This is a genomic window from Streptomyces griseorubiginosus, from assembly GCF_001514195.1.
Lineage (GTDB): Bacteria > Actinomycetota > Actinomycetes > Streptomycetales > Streptomycetaceae > Streptomyces > Streptomyces griseorubiginosus.
Window position 1 is genome coordinate 144,806 of record NZ_KQ948744.1, and the last position, 23,785, is coordinate 168,590.

18 protein-coding genes are annotated in these 23,785 nt (G+C 67.4%); 7 read left to right on the forward strand and 11 right to left on the reverse strand.

Annotation, left to right across the window (positions count from 1 at the left end; all coding sequences use genetic code 11):
• Positions 1-65 precede the first annotated feature (65 nt).
• From traB to AQJ54_RS35865, 7 genes are all read right to left on the reverse strand, one after another.
• Entirely contained in the window at positions 66-2,066 is a 2,001-nt protein-coding gene (gene traB, locus AQJ54_RS35835; RefSeq protein ID WP_248845512.1) for a plasmid transfer protein TraB, read from the reverse strand.
• Positions 2,067-2,138: 72 nt separating this feature from the next.
• Positions 2,139-2,726, reverse strand: coding sequence for a plasmid transfer protein TraA (traA, locus tag AQJ54_RS35840; RefSeq protein ID WP_248845507.1), 588 nt, complete (start codon positions 2,724-2,726; stop codon positions 2,139-2,141).
• 25 nt (positions 2,727-2,751) lie between these two features.
• A complete protein-coding gene (locus tag AQJ54_RS35845; RefSeq protein WP_062244701.1) occupies positions 2,752-3,237 on the reverse strand; it encodes a hypothetical protein in 486 nt (161 codons plus the stop codon).
• A gap of 28 nt (positions 3,238-3,265) precedes the next feature.
• Positions 3,266-3,649, reverse strand: coding sequence for an RRQRL motif-containing zinc-binding protein (locus AQJ54_RS35850; RefSeq protein WP_062244704.1), 384 nt, complete (start codon positions 3,647-3,649; stop codon positions 3,266-3,268).
• The gene (locus tag AQJ54_RS35855; RefSeq protein WP_062245073.1) at positions 3,649-4,656 is read right to left on the reverse strand and encodes a hypothetical protein; all 1,008 of its coding nucleotides are present in this window, start codon (positions 4,654-4,656) and stop codon (positions 3,649-3,651) included. The genes AQJ54_RS35850 and AQJ54_RS35855 overlap by 1 nt, the downstream gene beginning before the upstream one ends.
• Before the next feature lie 2 nt (positions 4,657-4,658).
• Positions 4,659-4,943 (reverse strand): DUF6303 family protein, encoded by a 285-nt coding sequence (locus AQJ54_RS35860; protein WP_248845508.1) that lies wholly within the window; start codon positions 4,941-4,943, stop codon positions 4,659-4,661.
• On the reverse strand, positions 4,940-5,203 hold the full coding sequence (locus AQJ54_RS35865) for a DUF6284 family protein (protein WP_062244708.1): 264 nt from the start codon (positions 5,201-5,203) through the stop codon (positions 4,940-4,942). The genes AQJ54_RS35860 and AQJ54_RS35865 overlap by 4 nt, the downstream gene beginning before the upstream one ends.
• 577 nt (positions 5,204-5,780) lie before the next feature.
• Between AQJ54_RS35865 and AQJ54_RS35870 the strand changes: the two genes are divergently transcribed.
• The 3 genes from AQJ54_RS35870 (at position 5,781) to AQJ54_RS44190 (ending at position 11,317) form a co-directional block, all read left to right on the forward strand.
• Positions 5,781-6,572 carry a GntR family transcriptional regulator gene (locus AQJ54_RS35870; protein ID WP_062244711.1) on the forward strand — a complete coding sequence of 264 codons (792 nt, stop codon included), beginning with the start codon at positions 5,781-5,783 and terminating at the stop codon, positions 6,570-6,572.
• Positions 6,569-7,234, forward strand: coding sequence for a YdcF family protein (locus AQJ54_RS35875; RefSeq protein WP_062244714.1), 666 nt, complete (start codon positions 6,569-6,571; stop codon positions 7,232-7,234). Before AQJ54_RS35870 ends, AQJ54_RS35875 begins: the two co-directional genes overlap by 4 nt.
• Positions 7,235-7,501: 267 nt before the next feature.
• Positions 7,502-11,317: an ATP-binding protein gene (locus tag AQJ54_RS44190; protein WP_248845513.1), complete on the forward strand. Its 3,816-nt coding sequence runs from the start codon at positions 7,502-7,504 to the stop codon at positions 11,315-11,317.
• Positions 11,318-12,409: 1,092 nt separating this feature from the next.
• Here AQJ54_RS44190 and AQJ54_RS45845 read toward each other — a convergent pair.
• Together AQJ54_RS45845 and AQJ54_RS35905 are read right to left on the reverse strand one after the other, a co-directional pair.
• On the reverse strand, positions 12,410-12,766 hold the full coding sequence (locus AQJ54_RS45845; protein WP_159055600.1) for a hypothetical protein: 357 nt from the start codon (positions 12,764-12,766) through the stop codon (positions 12,410-12,412).
• A gap of 214 nt (positions 12,767-12,980) precedes the next feature.
• Entirely contained in the window at positions 12,981-13,175 is a 195-nt protein-coding gene (locus tag AQJ54_RS35905) for a hypothetical protein (RefSeq protein ID WP_062244729.1), read from the reverse strand.
• 218 nt (positions 13,176-13,393) lie between these two features.
• On the opposite strand from AQJ54_RS35905, the gene AQJ54_RS35910 reads away from it, so the two are divergent.
• The gene (locus tag AQJ54_RS35910) at positions 13,394-16,591 is read left to right on the forward strand and encodes an NACHT domain-containing protein (RefSeq protein WP_062244732.1); all 3,198 of its coding nucleotides are present in this window, start codon (positions 13,394-13,396) and stop codon (positions 16,589-16,591) included.
• A gap of 398 nt (positions 16,592-16,989) precedes the next feature.
• On the opposite strand, the gene AQJ54_RS35915 is transcribed toward AQJ54_RS35910, so the two are convergent.
• Together AQJ54_RS35915 and AQJ54_RS35920 are read right to left on the reverse strand one after the other, a co-directional pair.
• Positions 16,990-17,469 carry a GNAT family N-acetyltransferase gene (locus AQJ54_RS35915; RefSeq protein ID WP_062244734.1) on the reverse strand — a complete coding sequence of 160 codons (480 nt, stop codon included), beginning with the start codon at positions 17,467-17,469 and terminating at the stop codon, positions 16,990-16,992.
• Positions 17,466-18,395 (reverse strand): aminoglycoside phosphotransferase family protein, encoded by a 930-nt coding sequence (locus tag AQJ54_RS35920; RefSeq protein WP_062244737.1) that lies wholly within the window; start codon positions 18,393-18,395, stop codon positions 17,466-17,468. The genes AQJ54_RS35915 and AQJ54_RS35920 overlap by 4 nt, the downstream gene beginning before the upstream one ends.
• Here AQJ54_RS35920 and AQJ54_RS35925 point away from each other — a divergent pair.
• From AQJ54_RS35925 to AQJ54_RS35935, 3 genes are all read left to right on the forward strand, one after another.
• Complete coding sequence (locus AQJ54_RS35925; RefSeq protein WP_107121204.1) at positions 18,394-19,035, forward strand: rhomboid-like protein; 642 nt, start codon at positions 18,394-18,396, stop codon at positions 19,033-19,035. The genes AQJ54_RS35920 and AQJ54_RS35925 overlap by 2 nt on opposite strands.
• A gap of 11 nt (positions 19,036-19,046) precedes the next feature.
• Positions 19,047-20,444, forward strand: a complete 1,398-nt coding sequence (locus tag AQJ54_RS35930; protein ID WP_211278622.1) for an NAD(P)/FAD-dependent oxidoreductase — start codon at positions 19,047-19,049, stop codon at positions 20,442-20,444.
• Positions 20,445-20,541: 97 nt separating this feature from the next.
• On the forward strand, positions 20,542-23,778 hold the full coding sequence (locus tag AQJ54_RS35935; protein ID WP_062244743.1) for a hypothetical protein: 3,237 nt from the start codon (positions 20,542-20,544) through the stop codon (positions 23,776-23,778).
• Positions 23,779-23,785 lie beyond the last annotated feature (7 nt).

A 23,785-nucleotide genomic window follows, 5' to 3' on the forward strand; every position in this document is an offset into this window, starting at 1 on the left:
AGGCGGGTAACACGTGCGCCTGCCTAGGGGTTTGGGTGTTAGGCAGGCGTAACGCGTTACGGGTGTCAGGCAGCCGTGAGGGCAGGAACGATGCGCCACCGACCGGTGGTGTTCGTCGCATCCAGCCGCCCGTCCTGTGCGGCTTCCTTGAGGCGCAGGGAGACCCAGGAGCGGGACAGGCCGTGCCGGTCGCACCAGTCGGTGAAGTCCTTGGGCCCGACGACCATCTGTCCGGCGTCCTCGAACTCGGCCAGCGCCTGAGCGAACAGCCGCCGCGCCTCCTCCGGGGACGGCTTGCGGCCGGCTTCCTGCCCGAAGATCGGGGAGTCGTCGCCGTCCTCGGTCTCCGGGAGTTCCGCCTCGGGGTCGATGTCCGCGTCCTCGGGGTCGACCAGCAGGCCGCCGTGTTCCATGTCGTCCTCCTCCTGGACAGCGTGCAGCGCGACCGGCCGTGAGCCGGCGCCGGTCTCCTCGGTGGTGCGTCCGGTGTAGGCGCGGCCGGCTACCGCGGCGGCGGCCCCGACGGTGACGGGGTCGGCGGTGGCGCCGTTGTGCTGCACCCACGCGGCGAGCTGTTCCATGACGGGCACGGCGCGGGTGGTGAAGCGGCGGGTACGGCCCGGGGAGGAATAGCGGGCTTCGTCGATCCCGGGAGAGACGACGTAGCAGTAACCGGGCCGGCGGTTGCCCCACGCGCCGGGGTGGGCGCCCGCGTCGATGACCGTCTCCGGCAGCGCGAACCCCTCATCCCGCGCATCGCAGCCGAGCGCGATGACGGAGGGGAGGGAGGCGCGGGTGGAGGTGGACATCTGGTCGTACGACGGCCGCTGAAGCGACACGATCAGGGAGACGCCGGCGGAGCGGGCTTCCTGAGCGATGCCGGTGAAGGCGTCGTCTCCGAGGTTGCGCAGGGTGTTGGCGGCTTCCTCGAACCAGGCGACCAGGAACGGCATCCCCTCGCACCCGCAGGCGCGACTGTCGGGGCGGCAGGAGTGCTCCGGGTCGTTCTGCTGCTCGGCAGCCGCGGGCACCCACTGGCGGTAGCCGTGGGCCCCAAGCCAGCGCGTCCGGGCGGGGATGACCGCTTCGACGGCCGCCACGAGCACTTCGGTCTGTGAGCCGCCCTCGGCTGCCCAGTCCAGCCCCGGGCGCAGGGGCGCGAAGTCCTGGAACGCCTTCGGGTCGGAGAACCAGACGATGACGTCACGGCGGGAGAGAACCTCCGTGAGCAGGTTCAGCGCCGCATCGCCCTTGCCCGAGCCGGACTGGCCCGCGATCAGGCCGTGGGTGGAGTTGCGGCCCACGTCCGGATCGCCCGGCAGCCACATCACGAGGGCGGAGCCGTCGTCGTAGCGGCCTATGACCAGCGGTTCGGCGATCGACCCTCCGAGGTTGGAGGGTCCCTCCCACTGGACCTCTTCGGACAGCATGTCCTCGGGGACGATGACCAGCTCACCGCGGCGCACGGAGTCCGGGTCGGGGGTGTAGCGCACGGCGGACGTCGGCAGATCCAGCGCGGACGCGATCTTCATCAGGGCTTTGGTGACGTCGTCGTTGGTCTGCTCGCCGGGCTGCAACGCGATCGGCGCGGTGACCCGGTTGGGTTCCACCTTCGCCGCGCCGATCTGCGCCCGCGCCAGTCCGACTTTCTCCAGAAGCCCGCCGTCCGAACTGGCCGTGGATCCGTCGGGGTTGTGGCGCATGACCATGCGCACGTTCCACGACAGTGCGACCGCCGGGCCGCCCATGAGGAACAGGTCGTCGATCGGCCCGGCGGTCGGTCCGGCCAGGCACGCGGCGGTGACCCATGCGGTGCCGGCGGCCGTGGTGATGGCCGCGTGCAGGCGGCGCTGGTTGCTGGTCGACTTGCCGGCCCACCAGGTGGCGCCGGTCAGCGCGACGGAGGCGAGGGTCAGTCCGACGCCGGCGGCGGCGCTCTCGCCCCACTGCCAGTGCCCCAACGTCCCGGCCAGGCCGGTCCCTGCCCAGCCCAGCCACGGCGGCAGGTGCGGCTTAGCCCGGTTGAGCAGGTAGGCGCGGACGGTGCCGCCCGTCCCGTCGTTCATGCCGGCAGGGACGGTGAGCGGGTAGCTGCGGCCGTCCTGGTCGCTCCACTGGTGAGCCATGGTTCAACCTCTCTACTGCTGGGCCCAGTTCATGACCGGCTGTGCCGGCTTGCGGGCGCGGTGACGGACGCGGTTGATCTCTTCCTCGAACTCCTGCTGGAAGACCGCGTAGCAGGCCGCGGCATTCTTCGCCGCGTCCCGCAGGGCATCGGCGGACCGCCGCATCTTGCGGGAGACCTTCCGGGCCCGCACCCGGGAGCCGAACGCGCGTCCCTCCGGGTCCGGCACCGCGGACAGCACGCCCTGGATGATCTCGGCAGCCATGGCCACCTCAATGGACAGCATCACGCCGGCCGCCCGCAGGGAGTTGCAGTAGTTGCGCACCTGAGCGGGGGAGCCGAACTCGGGTGCGGGCAGCAGGGATTCGGAGTGCGAGCGGCCCCCGCCGCGGCTGGCGCCGTGCTTGTTGTTGTTGACGGTGACGTTGATCGGCGGGACGAACGAGCTGCCCATCGCCCCGACGAAGCCGCCGGCCGCGGCACCGATACCGGCCCCGGCGTTGGCGAACTTGTTGGACTTGTTGCCGTTCTCGTCGACGACGGGCCGTCGGGCCCGTTCCGCGTCGCGGATGCGTCGGTTGTTGGTCTGGTTCGTTGCCATCTACGGTGCCCTCCCGAGCGTCGGGTCAGTGGGTGCGGCGGACGATGAGCCAGGCGGACTGCGCGACGATCAGGGCAATGAGCCAGATCAGCCCGAGCGGGCCGGCCAGCGGCCCGAAGCCGGCGGCCAGCGCCGCCCACGTGCTGGTGACGGTGGCGAGCAGGGCCAGCGCGATACGCCACGCGAGGGTGGAACCGCGGCCTGGGCGGCGCTGCTGCATGACGGCAAGCCAGACCAGCGGGGCCACGGCCAGCGGGGCGAGGACCAGCCCGGTCCACCAGCCCAGCACGTGCAGAAGCGCGGTCACCACGAGGGCGAGCAGGGCGAGGCCGGTGGGAGCAAGCGCGGCGCGGAAGCGCCACAGCACGCGCCCGAGGAACCCGAACGCCTCCTGGGTCAGGGAGGGCTGGTCGGGGACGACGATCAGGAACGGCTGCGAGCGGCGCCCGCGCTGGTGCGGGATACGGACGGTGTGGACACCCGCGGCGCGGGTGCGGGTACGGCTGGACACAGCGAAACTCCCAGGTTGGAGGGGATGTTCAGGCGGCGCGCTGTTCGTCGTCGGGATAGGCGCACGGCACGCACACCCCGAGCGAGAGGGGGATGACGTAGCCGGCGTCCTTGCGGCACTGCGGGCAGGTGCGGCGAGCGGTGTTGGCCTTGTCGAGCGCGGCCCGCTTGGCCGGAGTCATCGGCCTAACGGGCTTGGCCGCGTCGAGCCGGTAGAAGTAGGCGACCAGCGGGCCGCGCCGATACCGCGGGCGCAACGCCTGTGCGGCGATCTCCTGCCCGCCGGGCCGTAAGCCGCGGGCGCGGAGCTGGCGGCGGGTGGCGTAGCCCTCGGGGACACACCGCCACGGGAAGGTCGGTATCCCGAACAGGGCCCCGTTCGGATCGAAGCACTTCGCGAACGTGAGCGACATCAGACCATCGCCCCGTCAGCCTCGAAGACGGGGTGACCGGCGTCCCGGAACTCCTGGTAGCGGGTGGACACCCACCCCACCGACCAGCCGCACAACTCGGCAGCCGACCGCACCGAAAGCCCCGCCTCGAACGCAGCCTGCACGGTTGCCCGCGCCTGCTCTTCGGGAAGCTTCTCGGCAGCGGGCCCGGCGGCCAGCAGGGCGGCGCGTTCACGCTCAGCCTGGGCCTTACGCTCAGCCTGTTCACGGCGTTCACGCCTTGCCTGCGCCGCCCGCTCCTGCGCGGCCCGCTCAGCAGCCTCGCGCTCGCGGTGTTCACGCTCGCGCTGCTGCTGTTCACGCTCGCGCTCAGCGCGTTCACGCGCCTCCCGCTCAGCCTGCTCGCGGGCCGCAGCCTGCTCGCGTTCCTCGCGGCGGGCCCGCTCCTCGCGTTCAGCCTGTTCGCGGATCAGGCGGGCTTCGTGTTCACGCTGTTCACGCGCCAACAGCGCAGCGTGCTCGCGCTCCTCACGGGCCAATCGGGCGGCCGTCTCGCGCCGCTCGGCAATGGCCTGCTCGCGGGCTTCGCGCTGCGCCTGCTGCCGGGCTTCCAGTTCGATGACCGCCGCGGCGATCGCTCGCCGGTAGGCGAGCCCGGTCTCCGCGGTGACGATCAGCAGGAGCGGCGCAACCGCGTGTACGGCCACTCCGACCAGGTCTTTTCGTAGCGCGGAGTCGGCGACGTTGAGGGCGAGGGTCATGCAGCCGGTCATCCAGCGCAGCACGATCGGCCACTTCCCGCCGTGACCCCCGAGCCGGGCCAGCACCGCATCCAGACGGACCACAATGACCACCGCGGCATCCACCACCAGCGGCAGAATGGGGGCCGTCCACTTCCACTTGTCGGGGGTGTGGGCGGCCGCGAGCGGGGTGACGGTGAGGATCGAATACAGCATCGCGCCCGCCACGATCAGCCACGTGCCGACCGACAGGGCGCGCTCGGCTGAACGGATCTGAACGGCGTTCATGCTCACCACCCCTCCCGTGAACGCACCTGCGTCGCGGCGATCAGAACGACCGGCGAGGCCGGGTCTTCCGGGGTGTCGCTGTCCTCGGTCCACCGCCACTCAGCGCCCGGTACCGGCTCTAAGCCGAGCCGGCTGAGCGCGTCCGCGCGCTGCGTGAACGTCGGCACCGTGAGCGAGTCGGCGAAGGTGAACTCCGGCCACGGGTCGGTGGTGTTCAGCAGCACCACGTACAGGCGCCACCGCCCCTTGAACACGGACATCTGCGCGGTGAACGTCTGCGCGCTCACGCCCCGACCCCCGAGGCGGTGACCGTGTGGTTGATCAGTTCCACTCGCGCGGCCAGCGCGCGGCGGCGGGCCCGGCGGATGCGCCGCTGGTCCATCTCGGTCGGCGTGCGGTCAAGGGTGGCGATGTGCGCGTCGAGCAGGTCGATGTCCGCGAGGATGACCGGCATCTCGGTCTCGATCGCGTCCAGCTCCGCATCCGTCGGCTCGTTCCAGTCGGCGAACGCGGTAACAGCATCCTGAACAGTCACGATGGGGTTCATTGGGTCGTGTTCCTCTCACGGGGTGAACGGCCCGAACAGCACCCCCGGAGTTGCCCCTCCGGGGGTGCGCGCCGTTGTGGATGACCAGCCGCGGCAAAGCGCGGCACGACCACTGAACAGCGGCCGGAGTGCCCCGGGCGGGAGTCGATCCCGCGCCCTCACGGCTGGATGCCGGGGCGAGTGCGCGGACCTGAGCCGCGCCGGCCACCTTTTGCGGGAGGTAGCGGCCCGTACTGCGCGATATGGATCTGTGCCTCAGTCCCGCTCTTCCGAGGAATCGCATCTCGGTCTCTTCGCGCGGCGTTCGTGCCCTTGGGCAGATCCGTTCTTTTGAGTCGGCACGTGTCCCTGACGGGAGATGACCGACTGGTCTCCACTCGCCTCAGCCGGTGTCGTCACGGCTGTCATGTCTGCGGTGGATCACGCTGTGGAGTTGTCGAGGCAGCCCAAAGAAGGGCCTCTTCCGGCTCGCTGTCCTAGGACTGCGAGCGGCCTGAGAAGAAGATGGCACGCAGTCCTGGGACTGTCAACAGTCCTAGGACTGTGCTTCACTGGTTCGCGTAGAGAGGAGTTCTACGTGGCACCGAAGTGGCGCGAACTGGCGGACAAGTTCGCGGAGCAGATCAAGAGCGGTGAGTATCCGCCGGGCGCCCAGTTGCCCCAGATCAGACAGTTGGTCGAGGCTGGGGAGGGATCCAAGGAGACTGTCCACAAGGCGTACAAGGCACTGGAGGCCGAAGGGCTTGTGACGTCGACGCGCGGTCACGGCACCGTGGTGCGCCCCCGTACTCCACTCAAGCGGCTGGGCATCGCGCGGTACGACAAGGTGAAGTGGCGCGACGGTGACGAAGTCGCCTTCATCGCGGACCGTGTCGCATCAGGACGGGCGTATAAGCGAAACGAGCAGACGCAGACCGTGAGCCGTGTCGAGGCGGACAGCCTTGTGGCGGCGGGACTGGGGGTGCCAGTCGGCTCCGAGGTGTACGCACGCGCCCGCCTTGTGAAGGAAGGGACGCAGCCGACGCACACTCTGACCAGCTACTACAGGCCAGAGCATGTCGAGGGCACGCGCATCGTCGACCCTGCGCCGGGGCCTGCCGGGCGTGGCGGCGGATACCGGGTCTTGTACGACGCCGGATTCGAGATCGACCACATGAGAGAAGCCCTGTTTGCCCGCATCCCGACGGCTGCCGAAGTGCAGCTCCTACAGCTCCCCGTCGGTGAGCCTGTGGTCGAGCTGCATCGGACCACGTACACCGCAGATGGCACGGTGGTGGAGTTCGCGGTGGGCATTCACTCGGCTTCTCGCTTCGCGTGGGAGTACGACTTCAAAGTTCCCGACTCGGCGCAGGACAAGGGGCAGGAATGATCTCGGCACAGGCATGGGCGGATGCTCAACTCCTGTGGAACTACCACTTCATGCACCACGACCCACGGCCGTGCTCAGTTGCCGTGGGTCTGGGCAGTCACGATCTCGGCGTGGCAGACGTGACGGCTGAGTTGTATCACCAGGGCATGGCGCCGGTCATCGTCTTCACCGGAGCGACCAGTCCGACGACCCGGGCACGCATGCCGCGCGGAGAGGCTGTTCACTACCGCGAGCGAGCGTTGCAACTCGGCGTACCCGATTCGGCCGTACTCCTGGAACCGCGTGCCACAAACACAGGCGAGAACATTGAGTTCACGAGAGCGGTGCTGGCAGAAGCTGACGTCAAGGTCTCGTCCGTCCTGCTCGTGAGCAAGCCGTACGAAGAGCGACGCTCGTACGCCATGATGCGGAAGCTCTGGCCTGAGGTGGAAGTGGTGTGCGCGTCCACACGGATGAGTTTGGAGGAGTACGCCGACTCAATCGGCGACGCTCGCATGGTGATCGACATGATCGTGGGCGCTCTGCAACGTGTGCTTGTCTTCCCGAGGTTGAACCTAGCTATCGAGCAGGACGTACCAGACGCGGTAGCAGCCGCCTTTGAGCGGCTGTGTGCCGAAGGCTTCACTAGCCGACTCATGCCGGCGGATGTCGCCCCGCAGTAGAGCTGCAGGTAGGAAGGTTGGTGCACGTCCCTCGAACATATGGCAACGGCCCGCGCCAATGGTGCGGTCCGAACGCGTGAACGATCTCTGGCCCATCGTGGCTCGCCATGCTCTGCTTCCTGGAACCGGGCATAGCGACGCGAACGTCAGCGCCGGACTGCTTGGTTGAGCGATGCATGTCCCGGAAGAGTGCTTCCTAGCGCCTGATGTCTGCGGCAGCATGACCATGGCAGCGCATTTGCCAGTCCTGGAGGGGGGCGCGTGCCCATGCGGGGGATCTCACGACAAGAGCTGATCCGACGACAGCGTCGGGACGGATTCGTAGGCCGACAGGGCGAGCTGGCGGCCTTCACGGACGCCCTCAATCAGCCAACGGAGGCAGCCGCACAGTTCCTCTTTCACGTTCATGGACCTGCCGGAGTCGGAAAGTCCACCCTCGTGCGCCGAATGGAGGCCCAAGCCAGAGAGCGGCAAGCGATCACCGGATACGTGGATGAATCCGTGGCCGATGTGGTGGAGGCCATGGAGACCCTCAGTACACAGTTCTCTCAGCAAGGTATGGCTCTGAAGAGCTTCGACAAGGCGTTGGCGGTCTATCGGCAGCGTCGGCATGAGGCCGAGGCTGTGTCCGGCTCAGTGTCAGGACCTGAGATGCCTACTGGGGAGTCAGACACGGGATCGAGTCTTCCATCTCCCTCACCAGGCAGCATGATTGCTTCGCAGTTGGGGCTGGTGGGTCTCGGCATGCTGCCGGGAGTCGGCGCGTTCACGGGTGCGGTCGACCCCAACCAAGTGGCCGCAGGGGCGGACCGAATTAGGGCCATGCTTAGTACCCGTTTTCGCAATCACGACGATCTTCAGCTGGTCATCGCGCCGCTCAAGGTTCTCACCCCGGCCTTTCTCCAAGATCTTGCAGAAGTTGCACAGCGTCGGACGTGGGTCTCATTGTTCTTCGATACCTACGAACGCACTAGTCCGCTTCTGGACGTGTGGTTGCGTGACATCCTTACATCCGAACGATATGGGGATCTCCCAGCCAACGTACTAGTTGTGTTGGCGGGACAGACTCGACTGGACCCCCGAACGTGGGGCGACTGCCTGGATTTGGTCGCCGAATTACCGCTGGAGGTGTTCACTGAAGCCGAGGCGCAAAAATTCTTGTTGACTAAGGGCATCACTAATGAACGAACCGTAGAAGTGATTTTGCGACTGTCTGGACGGTTGCCTGTACTCCTGTCCACACTCGCCGAAGCTCGCCCCGTCAATGCTGATGACGTCGGAGACCCAAGCGGTACCGCCGTGGAGAGGTTCCTAAAGTGGGAAGCCGACCCAGCCCGCCGCGCTGTGGCGCTCGCATGCGCATTCCCACAAGAACTAGATGAGGACATCTACCGGATATCCGTACGTGAAGATGCCGCAGACCTATTCGACTGGCTGCGCTCGCTACCTTTTATCACCGATCGTGCAGGGCGTTGCCGCTATCATGAGGTGGTACGGGACTCTATGCTTCGTCTCCAACGCCAGCAATCCCCAGCGCGTTGGATGGAGCAGCACACCCGGCTTGCTGATGCTTTTAAAGAGCGCCGGGTTCAATTGGAGGAAATTAACCCTACAGGGGATAGGTGGGAAATTCAGGAATGGCGAAGCCTGCGCCTGCAAGAGACCTACCACCGTCTCTGCGCGAACCCACGTGCAACGCTTCCTGCGGCACTGCGAGAACTATTGGATGCTTGTGACCATGGCACCGCCACTCTGCGCCGATGGGTACAGGCTTTCATGCATGCCGGACGAGATGCCGACGCGGTCGAAGTCCTGAAGTGGGGACAACTGCTTGTCACCACATTGGACGACGATCAGAATCCTGAATGCGCAGCTCTGTCTCTTCTCGCGAGCCGTGCGCAGCTTTCCCTTGACGGACAAGCGTTGGCCTATCTGCTTTGCGGTCGAGCTCACCGCAGCACTGGTCATTACGAAGAGGCTATCGCTCAATACACCAAGTCGATCGCCTTGGATTCGGAGAACGGCCGTGCTTATTACGGCCGAGGCCTCACCTACCGCTTGATGGGTCGGTCTGAGGAGGCCCTTTTCGATCTCAATCGAGCTATCCAGCTCGAACCCCAAGACGGATCAAACCTCTTCGAGCGCGGTGTCGTCTATGTACTTAAAACCAGATACGCGGAGGCTCTTGCCGATCTTAATCATGCCATTGAACGCGACCCCGAAAACCCTTGGTATTTCACGCAGCGCGGTATTACCTATCGGTTGATGGAGCGGTACGGTGAGGCCCTCGCCGATCTCAGTCGGGCGATTGAAATCAAACCCGACTGCGACTCGGCTATCGCGCACCGTGGTGTTACCTATCGGTTGATGGAGCGGTACGACGAGTCCCTCGCCGATCTCAGTCGGGCGATTGAAATCAAACCCGACTACGACTCGGCTATCGCGCACCGTGGTATTACCTATCGGTTGATGGAGCGGTACGACGAGTCCCTCGCCGATCTCAGTCGGGCGATTGAAATCAAACCCGACTACGACTGGGCTATCGCGCAGCGTGGTGTTACCTATCGGTTGATGGAGCGGTACGGTGAGGCCCTCGCCGATCTCAATCGGGTCATCGAATTTGACCCTCTAGCAAGTTGGATTGCGGAGCGCGGTGTCATCTACCGGTCGATTGAGCGGTACGACGAGGCCCTCGCCGATCTCAACTGCGCCATTGAGCTCGACCCAGAAGACGGTTGGAAATTAGCGCAGCGTGGTGTCACGTGCCGGGTTATGGAGCGGTACGACGAGGCGCTTGCGGATCTCAACTGCGCCATTGAGCTCGACCCAGAAGACGCTTGGAAAATGACAGAGCGTGGCTTCGTCTATCGGTTGATGGAGCGGTACGACGATGCGCTTGCGGATTTGAACCGTGCCATTGAAATAAAACCAGACTACGCTTGGGCTATTGCGCAGCGTGGTGTCACATTCCGGGTTATGGAGCGGTACGACGAGGCGCTTGCGGATCTCAACTGCGCCATTGAGCTCGACCCGGAAGACGATTGGAAGTTGGCTCAGCGTGGAGTCGCCTATCGGTTGATGGAGCGGTACGACGAGGCGCTTGCTGATCTCAATCGAGCCATCGAACTCGAAGCCCAAGAAGGTTGGATTGCGGAGCGCAGTGTCACCTATCGGCGGATGAAGCGGTACGACGATGCGCTTGCGGATTTGAACCGTGCCATTGAAATAAAACCTGATCACGCTTGGAGTATCGCGCAGCGTGGTATCACATTTCGGAGTATGGAGCGGTACGACGAGGCGCTTGCGGATCTCAATCGAGCCATTGAGCTCGACCCAGAAGACGATTGGAAATTGGCGGAGCGCGGTGTCACCTACGGGTTGATGGAGCGGTACGACGAGGCGCTTGCTGATCTCAATCGAGCCATTGAGCTCGACCCTGACTACGCTTGGGCCATCTCTCAACGCGGTACCATTTATCGGTTGATGGAGCGGTACAACGAGGCCCTCACCGATCTCAATCAAGCCATCGAACTCGACGCCCGAGCAGGCTATATCGCGGAGCGCGGTACCGTTTATCGGTTGATGGAGCGGTACGACGATGCACTTGCGGATTTAAACCGTGCCATCGAGCTCGACCCTGACTACGAATGGGCCATCTCTCAGCGCAGTTTTAGCTATCGGTCGATGGAGCGGTACGACGATGCACTTGTGGATTTGAACCGTGCCATCGAACTCGCTCCTCAAGATGGTTGGAACCTTTACCAAAAAGGACTTGTTCTGCGCCTAATGGGGAATCCGGATTGGCGAATTTTCTCAGAACGGGCCGTTGAGATATTCGCCGAAGATAGGGTCGGTATTGGGCATAGGGCGATGAACGCAAAGATTAACATTTTCATTGCTCACTGTTTCATGGCGCGATGGAATTATGCTGATCAATTTCTAGAACGCTTCCTGAGTAGCTCCCCATCCAGGGAAGCCTTGAAGGAAGCACTCAGAGACTTGGACGAGCTGACGCGATGGGTTCCTTCTTCCAGGGAGCCCACGTTGGGATTTCGCAGTCGGCTCCAAAATGCACTCGGTTGAAAGTGGAAATTCTCGATCATGGCCTTCCGCAGCTGAGGCAGCGCCTCGGTTGCGGACGAGGCTACGAGGACGACGGTTACAGGCCTGTGGGCCATGTGTGGGCCAACGCGCCTGAAGGATGGGATGGCTTGGAGTATCGGTGCAGTTCAGGGCGGGATGAGGCAACGCTTTCGCGGCGGTCTTGAAATCCGTTGTGCAGCTGGCCGGCCGCAAGGTGGCGGCTGCTCAGCCATGTGTCGGTCGACTGTCTGCGTCAGGTCTGCGGGTGTCCGCGAGGCGGTACTGGCCCACTTCCGGGTCCGGAGGGCCGTCCATCCCGAGGTCTCGCCGCATGGCTTCTCGCAGATGCGCGTTCTCCCGCCAAAGAATCGCGCGACAGACGACATAGGAGTCGCCGCGGATGGTCGGCTCCTCTATGAGCCGGTCGCGCATCGCAGACAAGGCATCACACGCAGCCTCAGCGAGACGAATGATCTCAGCTGAAGCAGCGAGTGACAGGCTCTGTCTCAAGCGCCAGATGCCGGCGCCGTCGAGGGCCCGATGAAGCTCGCCATAGAGCGCGTCGCCGGACGGACGATCGGGCCGTAGGACGATGCCTCGCATGTCGGAATGTCCGCGGCTCAAGGCCATCAGGAACTCCGAGTACACGGCCCTGCGTGTCTGTACAGCCTCTCGCTCCCGATCGCGGTGCCAGCGGAGACGCTCGGCACCCAACGCCGCCGCCACGCCAACAACGGCCCCTGCCAGACTGCTGATTGGTGATATCCAGTCCACTGCTGAGTGCTACCCAAACGTCCGATACCCGCTAACGCTATGGGCATTGTCAGTGCGTGGAGCTCCCGTGCGAGCTTGATTGATCTCCTGGGTAAGCTCCTTGAGCTGCAACCGTCCTGGACGGCCGCCAACACGGAAGAGATGCACGAACGAGGCGTGATCATCCGGCAGTTGATCCCTGACCTCTTGCGGGCAGAGGAGGGCCCTCTGTCGACTGAGCTTGGCGTTCCGCTCGATGACTTCACGGTTAAAGGCCGTGACGGTACGGGGCTCAAGTAGGAGATCCCGTGGGTTCGTGCAACTAACAGTGCTGAGGTCTCAGTCGTCGGCTGGCAGGTCATGTGGCGCCAGCCAGTCCGAATCCTCCCGATCCGTGGGAGCCTGCACCTCCAGCCGCGCAAGTCCTGCACCACGGCCCCGGGGGAAGCATGCGTAAGCCTCACACCTGGCGTGCTTCAAGGCAGCAGCCCGAGCGGCATCTTCACTGTCATACCGCGTCACGTTGCGCCGGCCGGGATCCCAGGCAGAGAAGATCAGTGGGCTGAGCTCGTCGGCGGGAGCCTGCTCTTCGATGGCAGGCTTACCCGGCTTCACGGTCGGGTTGGTCTTACGGTGATCGTTGGTCGTGGTCGCCAGCTTGACAGGCTGCCAAGCCTCTTCCGGCCAGCTCGTCAACAGGGTGCCCTCGTAGTCGTCGTTGAGAGTGACGGGGGGGGGGGGGGCTGGGCTAGGTTGCCGTGCGAGCCGATCCATTTGCGGTATTTGCGGACGCGCCACCCCCTGATCACTCCACCACCGCGCATGACCGTAAGGCCACCGGAGGACACCGTGACGCGGAAGCGGTCCGGCTTTGGCGCGTTCTTGGTCAGTCGCCGCCCCTCCCGGCCGGTCATCGTCGGCCCCGGAACACAAAGGTGGCCGCGTCGACCAGCAACCGCACGATGCGCTCGGCCGCGCGGCGGCGGGCCGGCTTGCGGGACCAGACGGCGGGGAGCAGAACGGCGGCGAACAGGACGAGGAGGAACAGGGCAGCCCAGGCAAAGAGTTGGGGCCCCAAGGTGGTCACGATCGGCGGCAGGGTCACGATGGGCTCCGTGGGTCGGACCGCGGTGGCGGTACTGGATCGGGTCTGACCGCCAGGTTCGCCGAGGTCAGGGCGCGCAGTCAGGGAACCTGAATTGACCTGAAGCGAGGTACAGCGCGCGCAGGTCAGCCCTACTCTGAACTGAAGTACGGCGAAGCATGCCGAACCGCGGGCCGAGGGGAGCGCCGGGCGTGGGCGGTGCACAACACGGGGGAGAGGTGGCCGCGTTCTGTCGCGAGCTGCAGGTGACGGTGCGGCGTGCCGAGGTGCAGCAGGCCCAACTGGCGGCAGCCATCAACAAGTCGGCGGGCGCGGTATCCAACCTGCTCAACGGGGCGCTGAAACGACCCCCGGCCTGGCGCGACGTGGCGGACATTGTGGCCTACTGCGCGCGGCGAGGCGGAGCCGAAGAGCCCGCAGTCGGCGCCGAGGTGGAGAAATGGCGCAAGCGCCACGGACAGTTGGTCGCGGACCATGCCCGTGGCGCGGGGATCCGGCAGACGGAGAACGCGCAGCCGTACCGGGTCGGTCCCTGGGAGCTCTTCCAGGCAGCCCGGTACACCTGGCCGAATTGCTTGGCCCTGCTGATCGATTTGGATGTGTCCCAGCACCTGGGCCGGGTGAGGCAGGTGGCCTCCGAATCGGATCCGGGCGGATTCCGGGCCGGGCTGCGCGGGTTGTGCCAGGACGTCATAGACAGGTTCCCTGCCAGAGTGCGTGTGGTCGACCGCATGACACGCTGCACTGTCGGCCGCGCGATGGTGCAGGTGCTGTGCCTGGCCGCACTCCTCGACGTGATGGACGATCTGGCCGAGAACGCCGCGAACGCCGAGAACAATGGCAAGCAGAAACAGACGCAGAATTGGCGGGCCGAGTACGAGGCGGAGGGAGTGCTGCGTGACTTCATGCAGTCCTTGACGGTCCTGCCGGAGGACCACGCGAATGCGGCGGACAGAGAGCTGCTGATGCGGCTCTGGGAGCGCTGGGCGAACGTAACCGCGGGCATGACACTGCCACGTCCCACGGTTACGGCGTCACGGTTCCTGGACCTGCTCAAACCGCTGGCGGAATACGAACCGGAGCTGTGGTTCCACGCGGGGATCCCGGACCGCGCGCCCTCCGCCGCGGGCAGGGCCCTTGCCGGACTCAGTGCCTCCTTCACTGTGTCGCTCCAGCCTCCGCTCCTCGGCGCGGCGCAGATCCTGAGCCGGCGTGCCTCGCAGGAGCTCGACCACTCCCTGATCGAGAGCTCGCAGGACCACGCCCGGGTGACCGTCCCCAGCCTGGGCATGGGCTACATAGCACCCGCGGTGCGCACCCTCATCGTGCGGGAAGGCGACCCCGTGCACGACGACACGTGGTGGCGTAGCCACCCCGAGCGGGCGCCGCTCAGTACCTGGCTCGCCACGCACTTCACCGGTCCGCAGGCCGTGTGCCGCCCGCTGCTCGTCCTCGGCCATCCGGGCATCGGCAAGTCGTTGCTCACCCGGGTACTCATGGCGCGGCTCCCGGCCTCCGACTTTTTGCCCGTGCGGGTGGAGCTGCGCTCGGTGGATGCGGACGCCTCGATCCTGGAGCAGATTACGCAGTCCATCGCCGTGCAACTCGATGAGGAGGGCACCTGGCCCGATGTGGTCGAGGGTGCGGCAGGCCGGCTTCCCGTAGTGCTCCTCGACGGCCTCGACGAGCTGATGCAAGCAGGGGAGCTCGGGCACTGGGACTACGTGGAACATGTGCAGGCATTCCAGGAGCGGGAGGCGGCGGCAGGGCGCCCGCTCGCCGTCGTCATCACCAGCCGCACCGTCGTCATGGACCGGTGCAGGACCCCTTCCGGCTGTACGGCGATCTACCTGGAGCCCTTCGACACCGAACGCAGGGACCGCTGGCTCGCCGTCTGGAACATGGTCAACCGGAACTACTTCGCTGACCACGGACTCGCGGAGCTCACTCCGGCCGCACTGGAGCCCTACCGCGAACTCGCCTTCCAACCGCTGCTGTTGCTACTCCTCGCCCTGTACGACGCCGAGGAGAACGATCTGGCGCGGGTGCGCACGTCGGAGATAAGCGGCGCCGACCTGTACGAGCAATTGCTACTCGGCTTCGTCAAGCGCCAGGTGCGCAAGCACCATCCGCGCCCCCGCTTCCCGGAGCAGGTCGAAAGGGAGGCCGAGGAGGAGATGGCGCGCCTGGGTGTGGTGGCGCTCGCCATGTTCAACCGCGGGCGGCAGAGCGTCGGCGGCACTGACGTGGCGCGGGACGCACGGGCGCTACTCGGCACCGACTGGGGCTGGTCGGACGACCGCGCGTTCGGCCGGTTCTTCTTCATCCACGAGGCGCAGGCCGTGCGACGCGGGCGAGCCAGCAAGGCGTATGAGTTCTTGCACGCCACGTTCAGCGAGTATCTGGTGGCCCGCTCCATCTGGAAGGAGCTGGAGCACCTCACCGCGACCGGCGACGGGACGCGACTGTACGCCCTGCTGTCCTTCGCCCTGCTCACCGAGCGGGCCCAGGTCCTGGAGCGGCTCGACGACCTCGTGGCGGCCGCCGCTCCCGAACGGCGCCGGGATACGTGTCGGCGGCTGGAGAGCCTCCTGAGGAGCTGCATCGACGACAGAGCACCGGACACCGAAATCCCGTACGAGCCCCGGCAACTGACACCGCTGCTGCGCCTCGCGTACTACTCGGCGAACGTCACCTTGCTGCACGTCCTGCTCAGCCGCGAGACGTATGCGTCCGATCTCCTGGACACCACCGACGTGCCCGGGGCGTGGCGGCGGCTCGCTGGCCTGTGGGAGTCGCAGCTAGACCAGACGCTCTGGAGTGACCTGCCCCAGTACCTCATGGCAGAACGGGCCGTGGTGGATCGCAAGAGCGGTCCGCGGCAGGACATTCTGCTGGCCTGGGCCCGGGATCTCCCCCAAGGCGAGGAAATGGTGCGGCTGCCCGCCTGGACCCTGAGCAGCCACACCTTGGGGGAGGCCTCCGCCGATGTCGTCGCCCGACGTGCCCTGTTCAGCTGCCGCGCCGACGCGGACCTGCTGGCCCTGGGGATCGCCTCAGGGCGTCTCGCCGACGGCCACGGCGTGCCCCGTGACGGCCAGTACAGGGCCGCTCTCGACCAGCTGCTGCAGCTGCTGATGGCCGACGACGTGCACTCCATGGCCGACGACGACTTGGAGACGCTGTATCGGGCGTGCCTCCGGCACCTGGGCATGTCGGCCTTCCTGGGCGAGCAGCGCACCCTGCTGCGGAGCCTTCTTCTCCGTGCCCTGGAGCGGGACCAGCGCCGGCTGCCCCATCCGGTCGTCCTCTCCCTGGCCCATGCGTTGGAACGCTCCGGGCTTTCCCATCCGGACCTCGACAGCGAAGACGGCCGGATCCATGACCGGCTCATCCACCGCAGGACCGGGCTCTAAGGGCTTTCAGAAGAACAACAAGCTGATCCCGGTTCTGGGGCCATGCCGGTAGCTGTACCGCAATGGACGCCTGACTCCAGAGGCAGCCTCGATGAGCGTTGCGCATTGCCTACCGTCACCGCCAACCAGCCCTGCGATTCGCTGGACGGTCCTCGTGGTCATCCTGATAGTAGGGGTCTCAGTCCTGGTCTCGCTTGCTGCTCATTCCGTCGGGGTCTCTCATCGTCCTCTGACGTTCGAGATTGCTCGTGACCAGGACCGGAGCCCGTTTCGCAGACGGCTGTGGACACCCCCGGACCAAGATCAGACAACTTGTAATGCGTAGGTCGTCGGTTCGAATCCGACAGGGGGCTCTGCACAGCCCAGGTCAGAGAGTCTCTGACCTGGGCTTTCGTGTGTCATACGGTGCCGGAGGCCGCCTTCGTGAGGGCCTCGTCGGTCAGGCGGTACACCGTCCAGTCGGTCTGGGGGCGGGCGCCGAGGGATTCGTAGAAGTCGATCGCGGGGGTGTTCCAGTCGAGGACGGCCCATTCGAGGCGTTGGTAGCCGCGGTCGACGCAGATGCGGGCCAGTTCCGTGAGGAGGGCCTTGCCGTGGCCGGCGCCGCGGGCCTCGGGGCGGACGTAGAGGTCCTCCAGGTAGATGCCGTGGACGCCTTGCCAGGTGGAGAAGTTGAGGAACCAGACGGCGTAGCCGATCACCGTGCCGGTGGGGTCGGTGGCCACGTGGGCGTGGGCCGCGGGGTGGGGGCCGAAGAGCGCGGTGTGCAGCTGGTCCTCGGTCGCGCGGGCCTCGCTCAGGGACTTCTCGTAGTCGGCGAGTTCGCGGATCAGGGTGTGGATCGCGGGGATGTCGGCGGGGGTGGCGGGGCGGATCACTTCAGGCTCCCGGGGTGCAGGCGGTGGGCGATCTCGAGTTGGCGGGGTTCGAGGGGGCGGCCGTCCTCGATGTCCCAGAGGGCGTTCTGGAGGAGCCGTCCCATGGTCCAGGCACGCGCGCGTGCGCGGTCCAGGCCGAGGACGTCGGTCATGGCGTCGAAGCGCCAGGTGACCTCGTCGGCGTCGAAGCGGTTGTCGAGGGCGGGCCAGAGGTCGAATCCGGGGTCGCCGGCGAGGGGTTTGGGGTCGATGGCGAGCCAGGGGGCGCGGCCTGCGGCGAGGACGTTCTCGTCGTGCAGGTCCCAGTGCAGGAGGCGGTCGCCGGGTTCGTCGACGACCTCGCGTACGGCGGCGGCGCAGTCGGCGACGGTCCGGCGGATCCGCGGGTCGGGGATGCGGGGGAGGGCTCGCGGGGTCTGCTCCAGCATGGCGTGCGCGAGGTCGCCGAGCCGGCGGATGCCGGCCGGGGCGGGTCCGGCGGTCAGGTGGGCGAGCAGGTGTGCGATGACGAGGACGGCGTCGCGGGTGCCGGGCAGGGTGGACAGCATGCGGGTGGAGTCGAGGCGTTCCAGGAGCATGGTGTGGGTGACCGGGTCGTGGTCGAGGAGGCGGACCGCGCCGTCGCCGTCCCACCGGCGCAGGGCGACGGGTTCGCCGGCGCTCTCCTCGTCGAGGAGCTGGAGTTTCAGGACGGCCGGGGTGGCGTCGCTCATGCGGACGACGGGCAGGACGAGCGCTGTGACGCCGTGCAGGGGTGCGCCGTCCGGTCTGAGGGCCCAGCGTTCCAGGAACTCCTCGATCAGTGCGGGCAGTCCGGCGATGAACTCCCGTCCCCGGTCGCCGTTGTAACGCTCCTGTGTCGCTGCCAGTGCCGCCGGGATGTCGATCACGTGCCGGACCCTACCGGCGTGGGTGAATCGGCTCATGCGGATTAACCGGGGCGTCCACTGGGTGGGGGAGTACGTCCGCCGTGCCCCCGGCACCTATGTGTGGCTGACGGTCCTTTTCGTGACGACGGTGGCGTTGCACCACATGTCGCCGACGTTCGAGGAGCAGTTCCTGCGGCAGCGTTCGACCAACATCCATGAGCTGTCGAGCAATCCGGTGCGGGTGCTGGTCGCCAGTGCGATGTGGATCGACAGCGGGCACTGGCTGCCGTACGTCGTCCTCTTCTCCGTCTTCCACGCGCAGGCGGAGCGCTGGCTGGGCACCGCGCGCTGGCTGGCGGTGTGCGCTGCGGCGCATGTGCTGGCCACGCTGATCAGTGAGGGGGCGCTGCTGTGGGGGATCCGGCACGGGATGGCGCCGGAGTCGGCGGTGAACACGCTGGACGTCGGGGTGAGTTATGCGCTGGCGGGGGTGGTGGCGGTGCTGGTGTACCGGATTCCGCGGCCGTGGCGGTACGTGTACGGGTTCGTGGTGCTCGTCGTGTACGCGGTGCCGTTGGTGACCGGGCGGACCTTCACGGACCTGGGGCACTTCACCTCCGCGCTGATCGGATTCGGGTGTTATCCGCTGGTGAGAGTGCGGAATCCGAAGGAGACAGCGGGTGCGTCGGCGGGTTAACGTCCCTGGCCATGAGCAGCAGGGTCGTGAACGGCGGTATCTCCTTCTGGTACGCGGACGACGGCTTTCCCGAGGCGCGGGAGCCGCTCGCGGGTGACGCGTCGGCGGACGTGGTGATCGTCGGGGGCGGGTACACGGGGCTGTGGACGGCGTACTACCTGAAGAAGGCCGTGCCGTTTCTGCGGATCGTCGTCCTGGAGCAGAAGTTCTGCGGTTACGGCGCCTCGGGGCGCAACGGCGGCTGGCTGTACAACGGTGTCGCGGGCCGCGACCGGTACGCGAAGCTGCACGGCCACGAGGCCGCCGTACGCCTTCAGCGGGCCATGAACGACACCGTCGACGAGGTCGTCCGGGTGGTCGCCGAGGAGGGCTTCGACGCCGGGCTCCACAAGGGGGGCGTGCTCGAAGTCGCGCGTACGCCCGCGCAGTTGGCGCGGCTGAGGGCCTTTCACGAGCACGAGCTGTCGTACGGCGAGAAGGACCGTGAGCTGTACGGCGCGCGGGAGACGGCTCGGCGGGTGCGGGTCGCGGGCGCGGTGGGGGCGTCCTGGACGCCGCACGGGGCGCGGGTTCATCCGGTGCGGCTGGTGAAGGGGCTGGCGGCGGCCGTGGAGGCGCTGGGTGTGGTCGTGCACGAGCTGACCCCGGTGACGGAGATCCGGCCCAAGCACGCGGTGACGCCGTATGGGACGGTCCGGGCGCCCTATGTCCTGCGCTGCACGGAGGGCTTCACGGCGGCGTTGAAGGGGCAGCGGCGGACCTGGCTGCCGATGAACTCCTCGATGATCGCGACCGAGCCGCTGAGCGAGGAGCAGTGGGCGGCGATCGGCTGGGAGGGGCGGCAGACGCTGGGGGACATGGCGCACGCGTACATGTACGCGCAGCGCACCGCCGACGGGCGGATCGCGCTGGGCGGGCGCGGGGTGCCGTACCGCTTCGGGTCGCGCACCGACAACGACGGGCGGACGCAGGCGGCGACGGTCGAGGCGCTGCGGGAGATCCTCGTGGACTTCTTCCCGATGCTGGCCGGGACGCGGATCGAGCACGCCTGGTCGGGGGTGCTGGGGGTGCCGCGGGACTGGTGCGCGTCGGTGACGCTGGACCGTTCGACGGGGATCGGCTGGGCGGGGGGTTACGTCGGCTCGGGCGTCGCGACCGCCAACCTGGCCGCCCGGACCCTGCGGGATCTGGTGCGGCAGGACTCGGGACAGGGCGGCCGGACCGAGCTGACGGACCTGCCGTGGGTGGGTCACAAGGTGCGCAGGTGGGAACCGGAGCCGCTGCGCTGGCTGGGCGTGCAGGGCATGTACGCGACGTACCGCACGGCGGATAGCCGGGAGACGAGGAGCCACAGCGCGGAGTCGTCGAGGCTGGCGCGGTGGGCGGACCGGATTGCCGGACGGCATTGATCGGATAACGCTTTCCGCGCCTGTGGAAAACTCGCGATGCGTTGTCGTACCCCCGTGTCAGTATCGCCTCAACGTTTGCTGATCCAGGGGGGATCCTTTGCCTGTCGATGACGCTTGTCCGCCTGCGGGACGCAGACGGGCGGCTGTCCTGGCCGTTCTCGTCGCCCTGCTGACCTCGTTGCTGAGTCTGGCCGGAGCGGGCCCCGCGCTCGCCGAGGAGGAGTGCGCGCCGGTGGCGCTCGCATCCTTCGGCGACCCCGGGGACGCGGTGAACAAGGCCACCCCGCCGGGCCAGGGGAGCAGTTGCTTCACGCTGACGGCACCGGCGGCCGGTCTGTATCTCGTGTCGGACGACAACAGTGGGACGTACGCGCAGGTGTCGGCGGCCGACGGCACCGAGGTCGACTGCTACGACGAGCGGACCGGCCGGAACGGCGTGTGCGAGGTGCCCGCCGCCGGCACCTACACGCTCAGGATCGTCAACGGCGGGTGGGCCGACGCGCCGACCTCGTTCACCGTCGTGCCGCTCGGAGCGGGCACCGCGGGCTGCTTCGACTCCGTCGGCACGGGGTGGGACCTCGACCCGGTCAGCCGCACCTCCGTGGGCGGACTGGAGGTCGACTGCCAGGAGTTCGAGGGCACTCCGGGTGAGCGCGTCCGCCTCACCCACGGGACGAAGGTCTACGGCGACACGCTCGCGTGGATCACCGACGAGAGCGGCGCCTGGATCTGTCCGCGCGTCACCGAGGACGACGAGGACACCCGTAGTTGTGTGCTGCCCGGGGACGGCCCGTACCGGGTGCTGTCGACGGTGACGTACGCCGGGAGCGGCTATCCCGCCGAGTACGCGGTCAAGGTGCGCTCGCTGTCCGACCCGCGGGGCTGCCGTACCGCGTCCGTGCGGTCCTTCGGCAAGCTCGCCGGGCTGGAGTACGGCACCAACCCCTGCTTCACCTTCAGCGTCGACAGGCCGGGCAGCTATCTCGCGCACGCCGTGGACGTGTACTCGGCGGACGCGGTCCGCGTGTACGACACCGACGGGAAGATCGCCTGCCGGGAGAGCGACCCGTGCCGCCTGCCGGCCGCGGGCACCTACACGGCGGTCCTCGACGACGCCTACCCGTTCCCGTACGCGGACGGCGAGCCGGACGACCTGCTGCTGCTCGACCGTGCCTCGGACGCCGGGTGCGTGGCCACCGGGACCGGCGGACACAAGGGCGAGCTGAGCACGGTCGGGCAGTACGACTGCCTGACGCTGGACGCCCCGCAGGGCGCCCACATCGCCGCGCTCACCCCGCTCGCCTCGTCCGGCGTGGACGCCGAGGTGGCGGTCTACGACCGGGACGGGGTCACCCAGTGCACCGCGACGGAACTGGCCGACGGGGACTGCGTGTTGACGGGCGCGGCCCCCTACCGGGCGCTGGTGCACACCGACGACGTCGGTGAGGACGCGACGGGCCCGTACGCGATCGCCTTCCACCGCACCGACACCGCGAACGACTGCCCGGTCCTGCCGGCCGGCAGCTTCGCCGCGGACGGCGCGAAGGCCGAGCTGACCACCGGGGAGGGCGTCTTCTCGGGCTGCCTGAGCATCCCGGCCGACGCGCACACCGGTGCGGAACTCCTCCAGCTCGTGAACACCTCCGGTGGTGTACCGGCGAAGTTCTCCGTCCTGGACGCCGACGGCAGGAAGGTCTGCGACCGCACCTCCAGCACCAACGGCTGGACGGTCTGCCCGCTCACCCCGGGCCAGGCCCACACCGTCCTGGTCACCGGCCGCGACCTGGCCGCCACGTACACCCTGGCCCGGCGGGACGTCACCGCGACCGCCTCCTCGGCGGGCTGCGTGAGGACCGCCGCGACGACGGTCGGCGGACCGTCCGTGGCCGGCACGGCCGGCGAGCCGGGCACCGTGACCTGCCACCAGGTCACCACCGACGCGGCCTCCGACGTGCTGCACCTCGACGTGCGCGACGCGCTGGGCACCGCCAACATCGCGGTGTTCGGCGGGGACGGCGGCGCCGAGTGCTCCTACCGCAACCGCGCCTGCGCGGTCACCGGGTCCACCAGCCACCAGGTCCTCGTGCAGACCCCGGTCACCCTGAAGGCGGCGCCCGAGTACCGCCTGGACGCCCTGCGTGTGGCGACGGCGGACGGACCGGCGCCGGAGTGCACCAGGGTCCCTTCGGTGTCGTACGGCTACGGGCCGGTCACCGGCACGCTGGACGAGCGGCACACCGCGGTGTGCGCGGTGCTGCCGACCGCCGGGTTCGACCGTTTCGACATGGAGATCACGGACACCACCGGTGCCACCACCACCGCGGTGCCCGCGCTCTACAACAAGGCGTGGAACAACGGCTGTTCGCTGTACATACCGTCCGGCTACCAGTGCGCGGCGGGTGGCTCCTCCTCCGCGGCGAGCCCGAGCGTGTTCGTGCTCGGCCTGCCGGAGAAGGCGTCCAGCACCTCCTACAGCGCCCGGTTGGTCTGCCGGTCCACTCCGTGCGGTCCGGACCGGGTGGCCGTCACCGCCGTCAGCCCGACCACCGGAGTCGCCGGGACCAAGGTGAAGCTCACGGTCACCGGGACCGCGCTGCCCGCGGACGCGACCGTGCGGCTCACCCGGAGCGGCAAGACCCTGACCGCCACCGCGGACTCGGTCTCCGCCGACAACCGGACCCTGACCGCGACCGTTGACCTGACGGGCGCGGACGCCGGCACGTGGAACGTCAGCGTGTTCGCGGGCTGCTGCGAGTTCCAGCGGGGCCTGTTCACCGTCACCGAGCCCCAGCTCACCGGCACGGCCGCACCCAGGATCACCGGGACGGCGAAGACGGGCGCCAAGGTCACCGCGGAGCCCGGGAGCTGGTCGGCCACCCCGACGTCGTACACGTACCAGTGGAAGGCGAACGGCACGGCGATCAGCGGGGCCACGGCGAAGACGTACACCGTCGCCGCCGCGGTCGTCGGCAAGAAGCTGACGGTGACCGTGACCGCGGTGAAGAGCGGCTGGCAGAGCGGGACTGCGACCTCGGGCGCGGTGACCGTGGCCAAGGGCGACGCGCCCAAGGCAACCAAGCTGCCGGTGATCAGCGGTACGGCGAAGGTCGGCCGGACGCTGAAGACGTCCAACGGGACGTGGAGTCCGGCGGCCACCTCGTACACGTACCAGTGGTACACGAACGGCAAGGCGATCAGTGGGGCCACCAAGTCCTCGCTGGTGCTGAAGACCGCCCAGAAGGGCAAGAAGATCACCGTGAAGGTGGTCGCGCGCCGCACCGGTCACAAGGACGGGTCGGCGGTGAGCAAGGCGACGAAGGCGGTCGTCAAGTGAGCTGAGA

Bases quoted from the DNA above. Each gene is read 5' to 3' on its own strand.
- traB (WP_248845512.1), bottom strand. From the start codon at position 2,066: ATGAACGACGGGACGGGCGGCACCGTCCGCGCCTACCTGCTCAACCGG.
- traA (WP_248845507.1), bottom strand. From the start codon at position 2,726: ATGGCAACGAACCAGACCAACAACCGACGCATCCGCGACGCGGAACGG.
- AQJ54_RS35850 (WP_062244704.1), bottom strand. From the start codon at position 3,649: ATGTCGCTCACGTTCGCGAAGTGCTTCGATCCGAACGGGGCCCTGTTC.
- AQJ54_RS35855 (WP_062245073.1), bottom strand. From the start codon at position 4,656: ATGAACGCCGTTCAGATCCGTTCAGCCGAGCGCGCCCTGTCGGTCGGC.
- AQJ54_RS35865 (WP_062244708.1), bottom strand. From the start codon at position 5,203: ATGAACCCCATCGTGACTGTTCAGGATGCTGTTACCGCGTTCGCCGAC.
- AQJ54_RS35875 (WP_062244714.1), top strand. From the start codon at position 6,569: ATGATCTCGGCACAGGCATGGGCGGATGCTCAACTCCTGTGGAACTAC.
- AQJ54_RS44190 (WP_248845513.1), top strand. From the start codon at position 7,502: ATGCGGGGGATCTCACGACAAGAGCTGATCCGACGACAGCGTCGGGAC.
- AQJ54_RS35925 (WP_107121204.1), top strand. From the start codon at position 18,394: ATGCGGATTAACCGGGGCGTCCACTGGGTGGGGGAGTACGTCCGCCGT.
- AQJ54_RS35920 (WP_062244737.1), bottom strand. From the start codon at position 18,395: ATGAGCCGATTCACCCACGCCGGTAGGGTCCGGCACGTGATCGACATC.
- AQJ54_RS35930 (WP_211278622.1), top strand. From the start codon at position 19,047: ATGAGCAGCAGGGTCGTGAACGGCGGTATCTCCTTCTGGTACGCGGAC.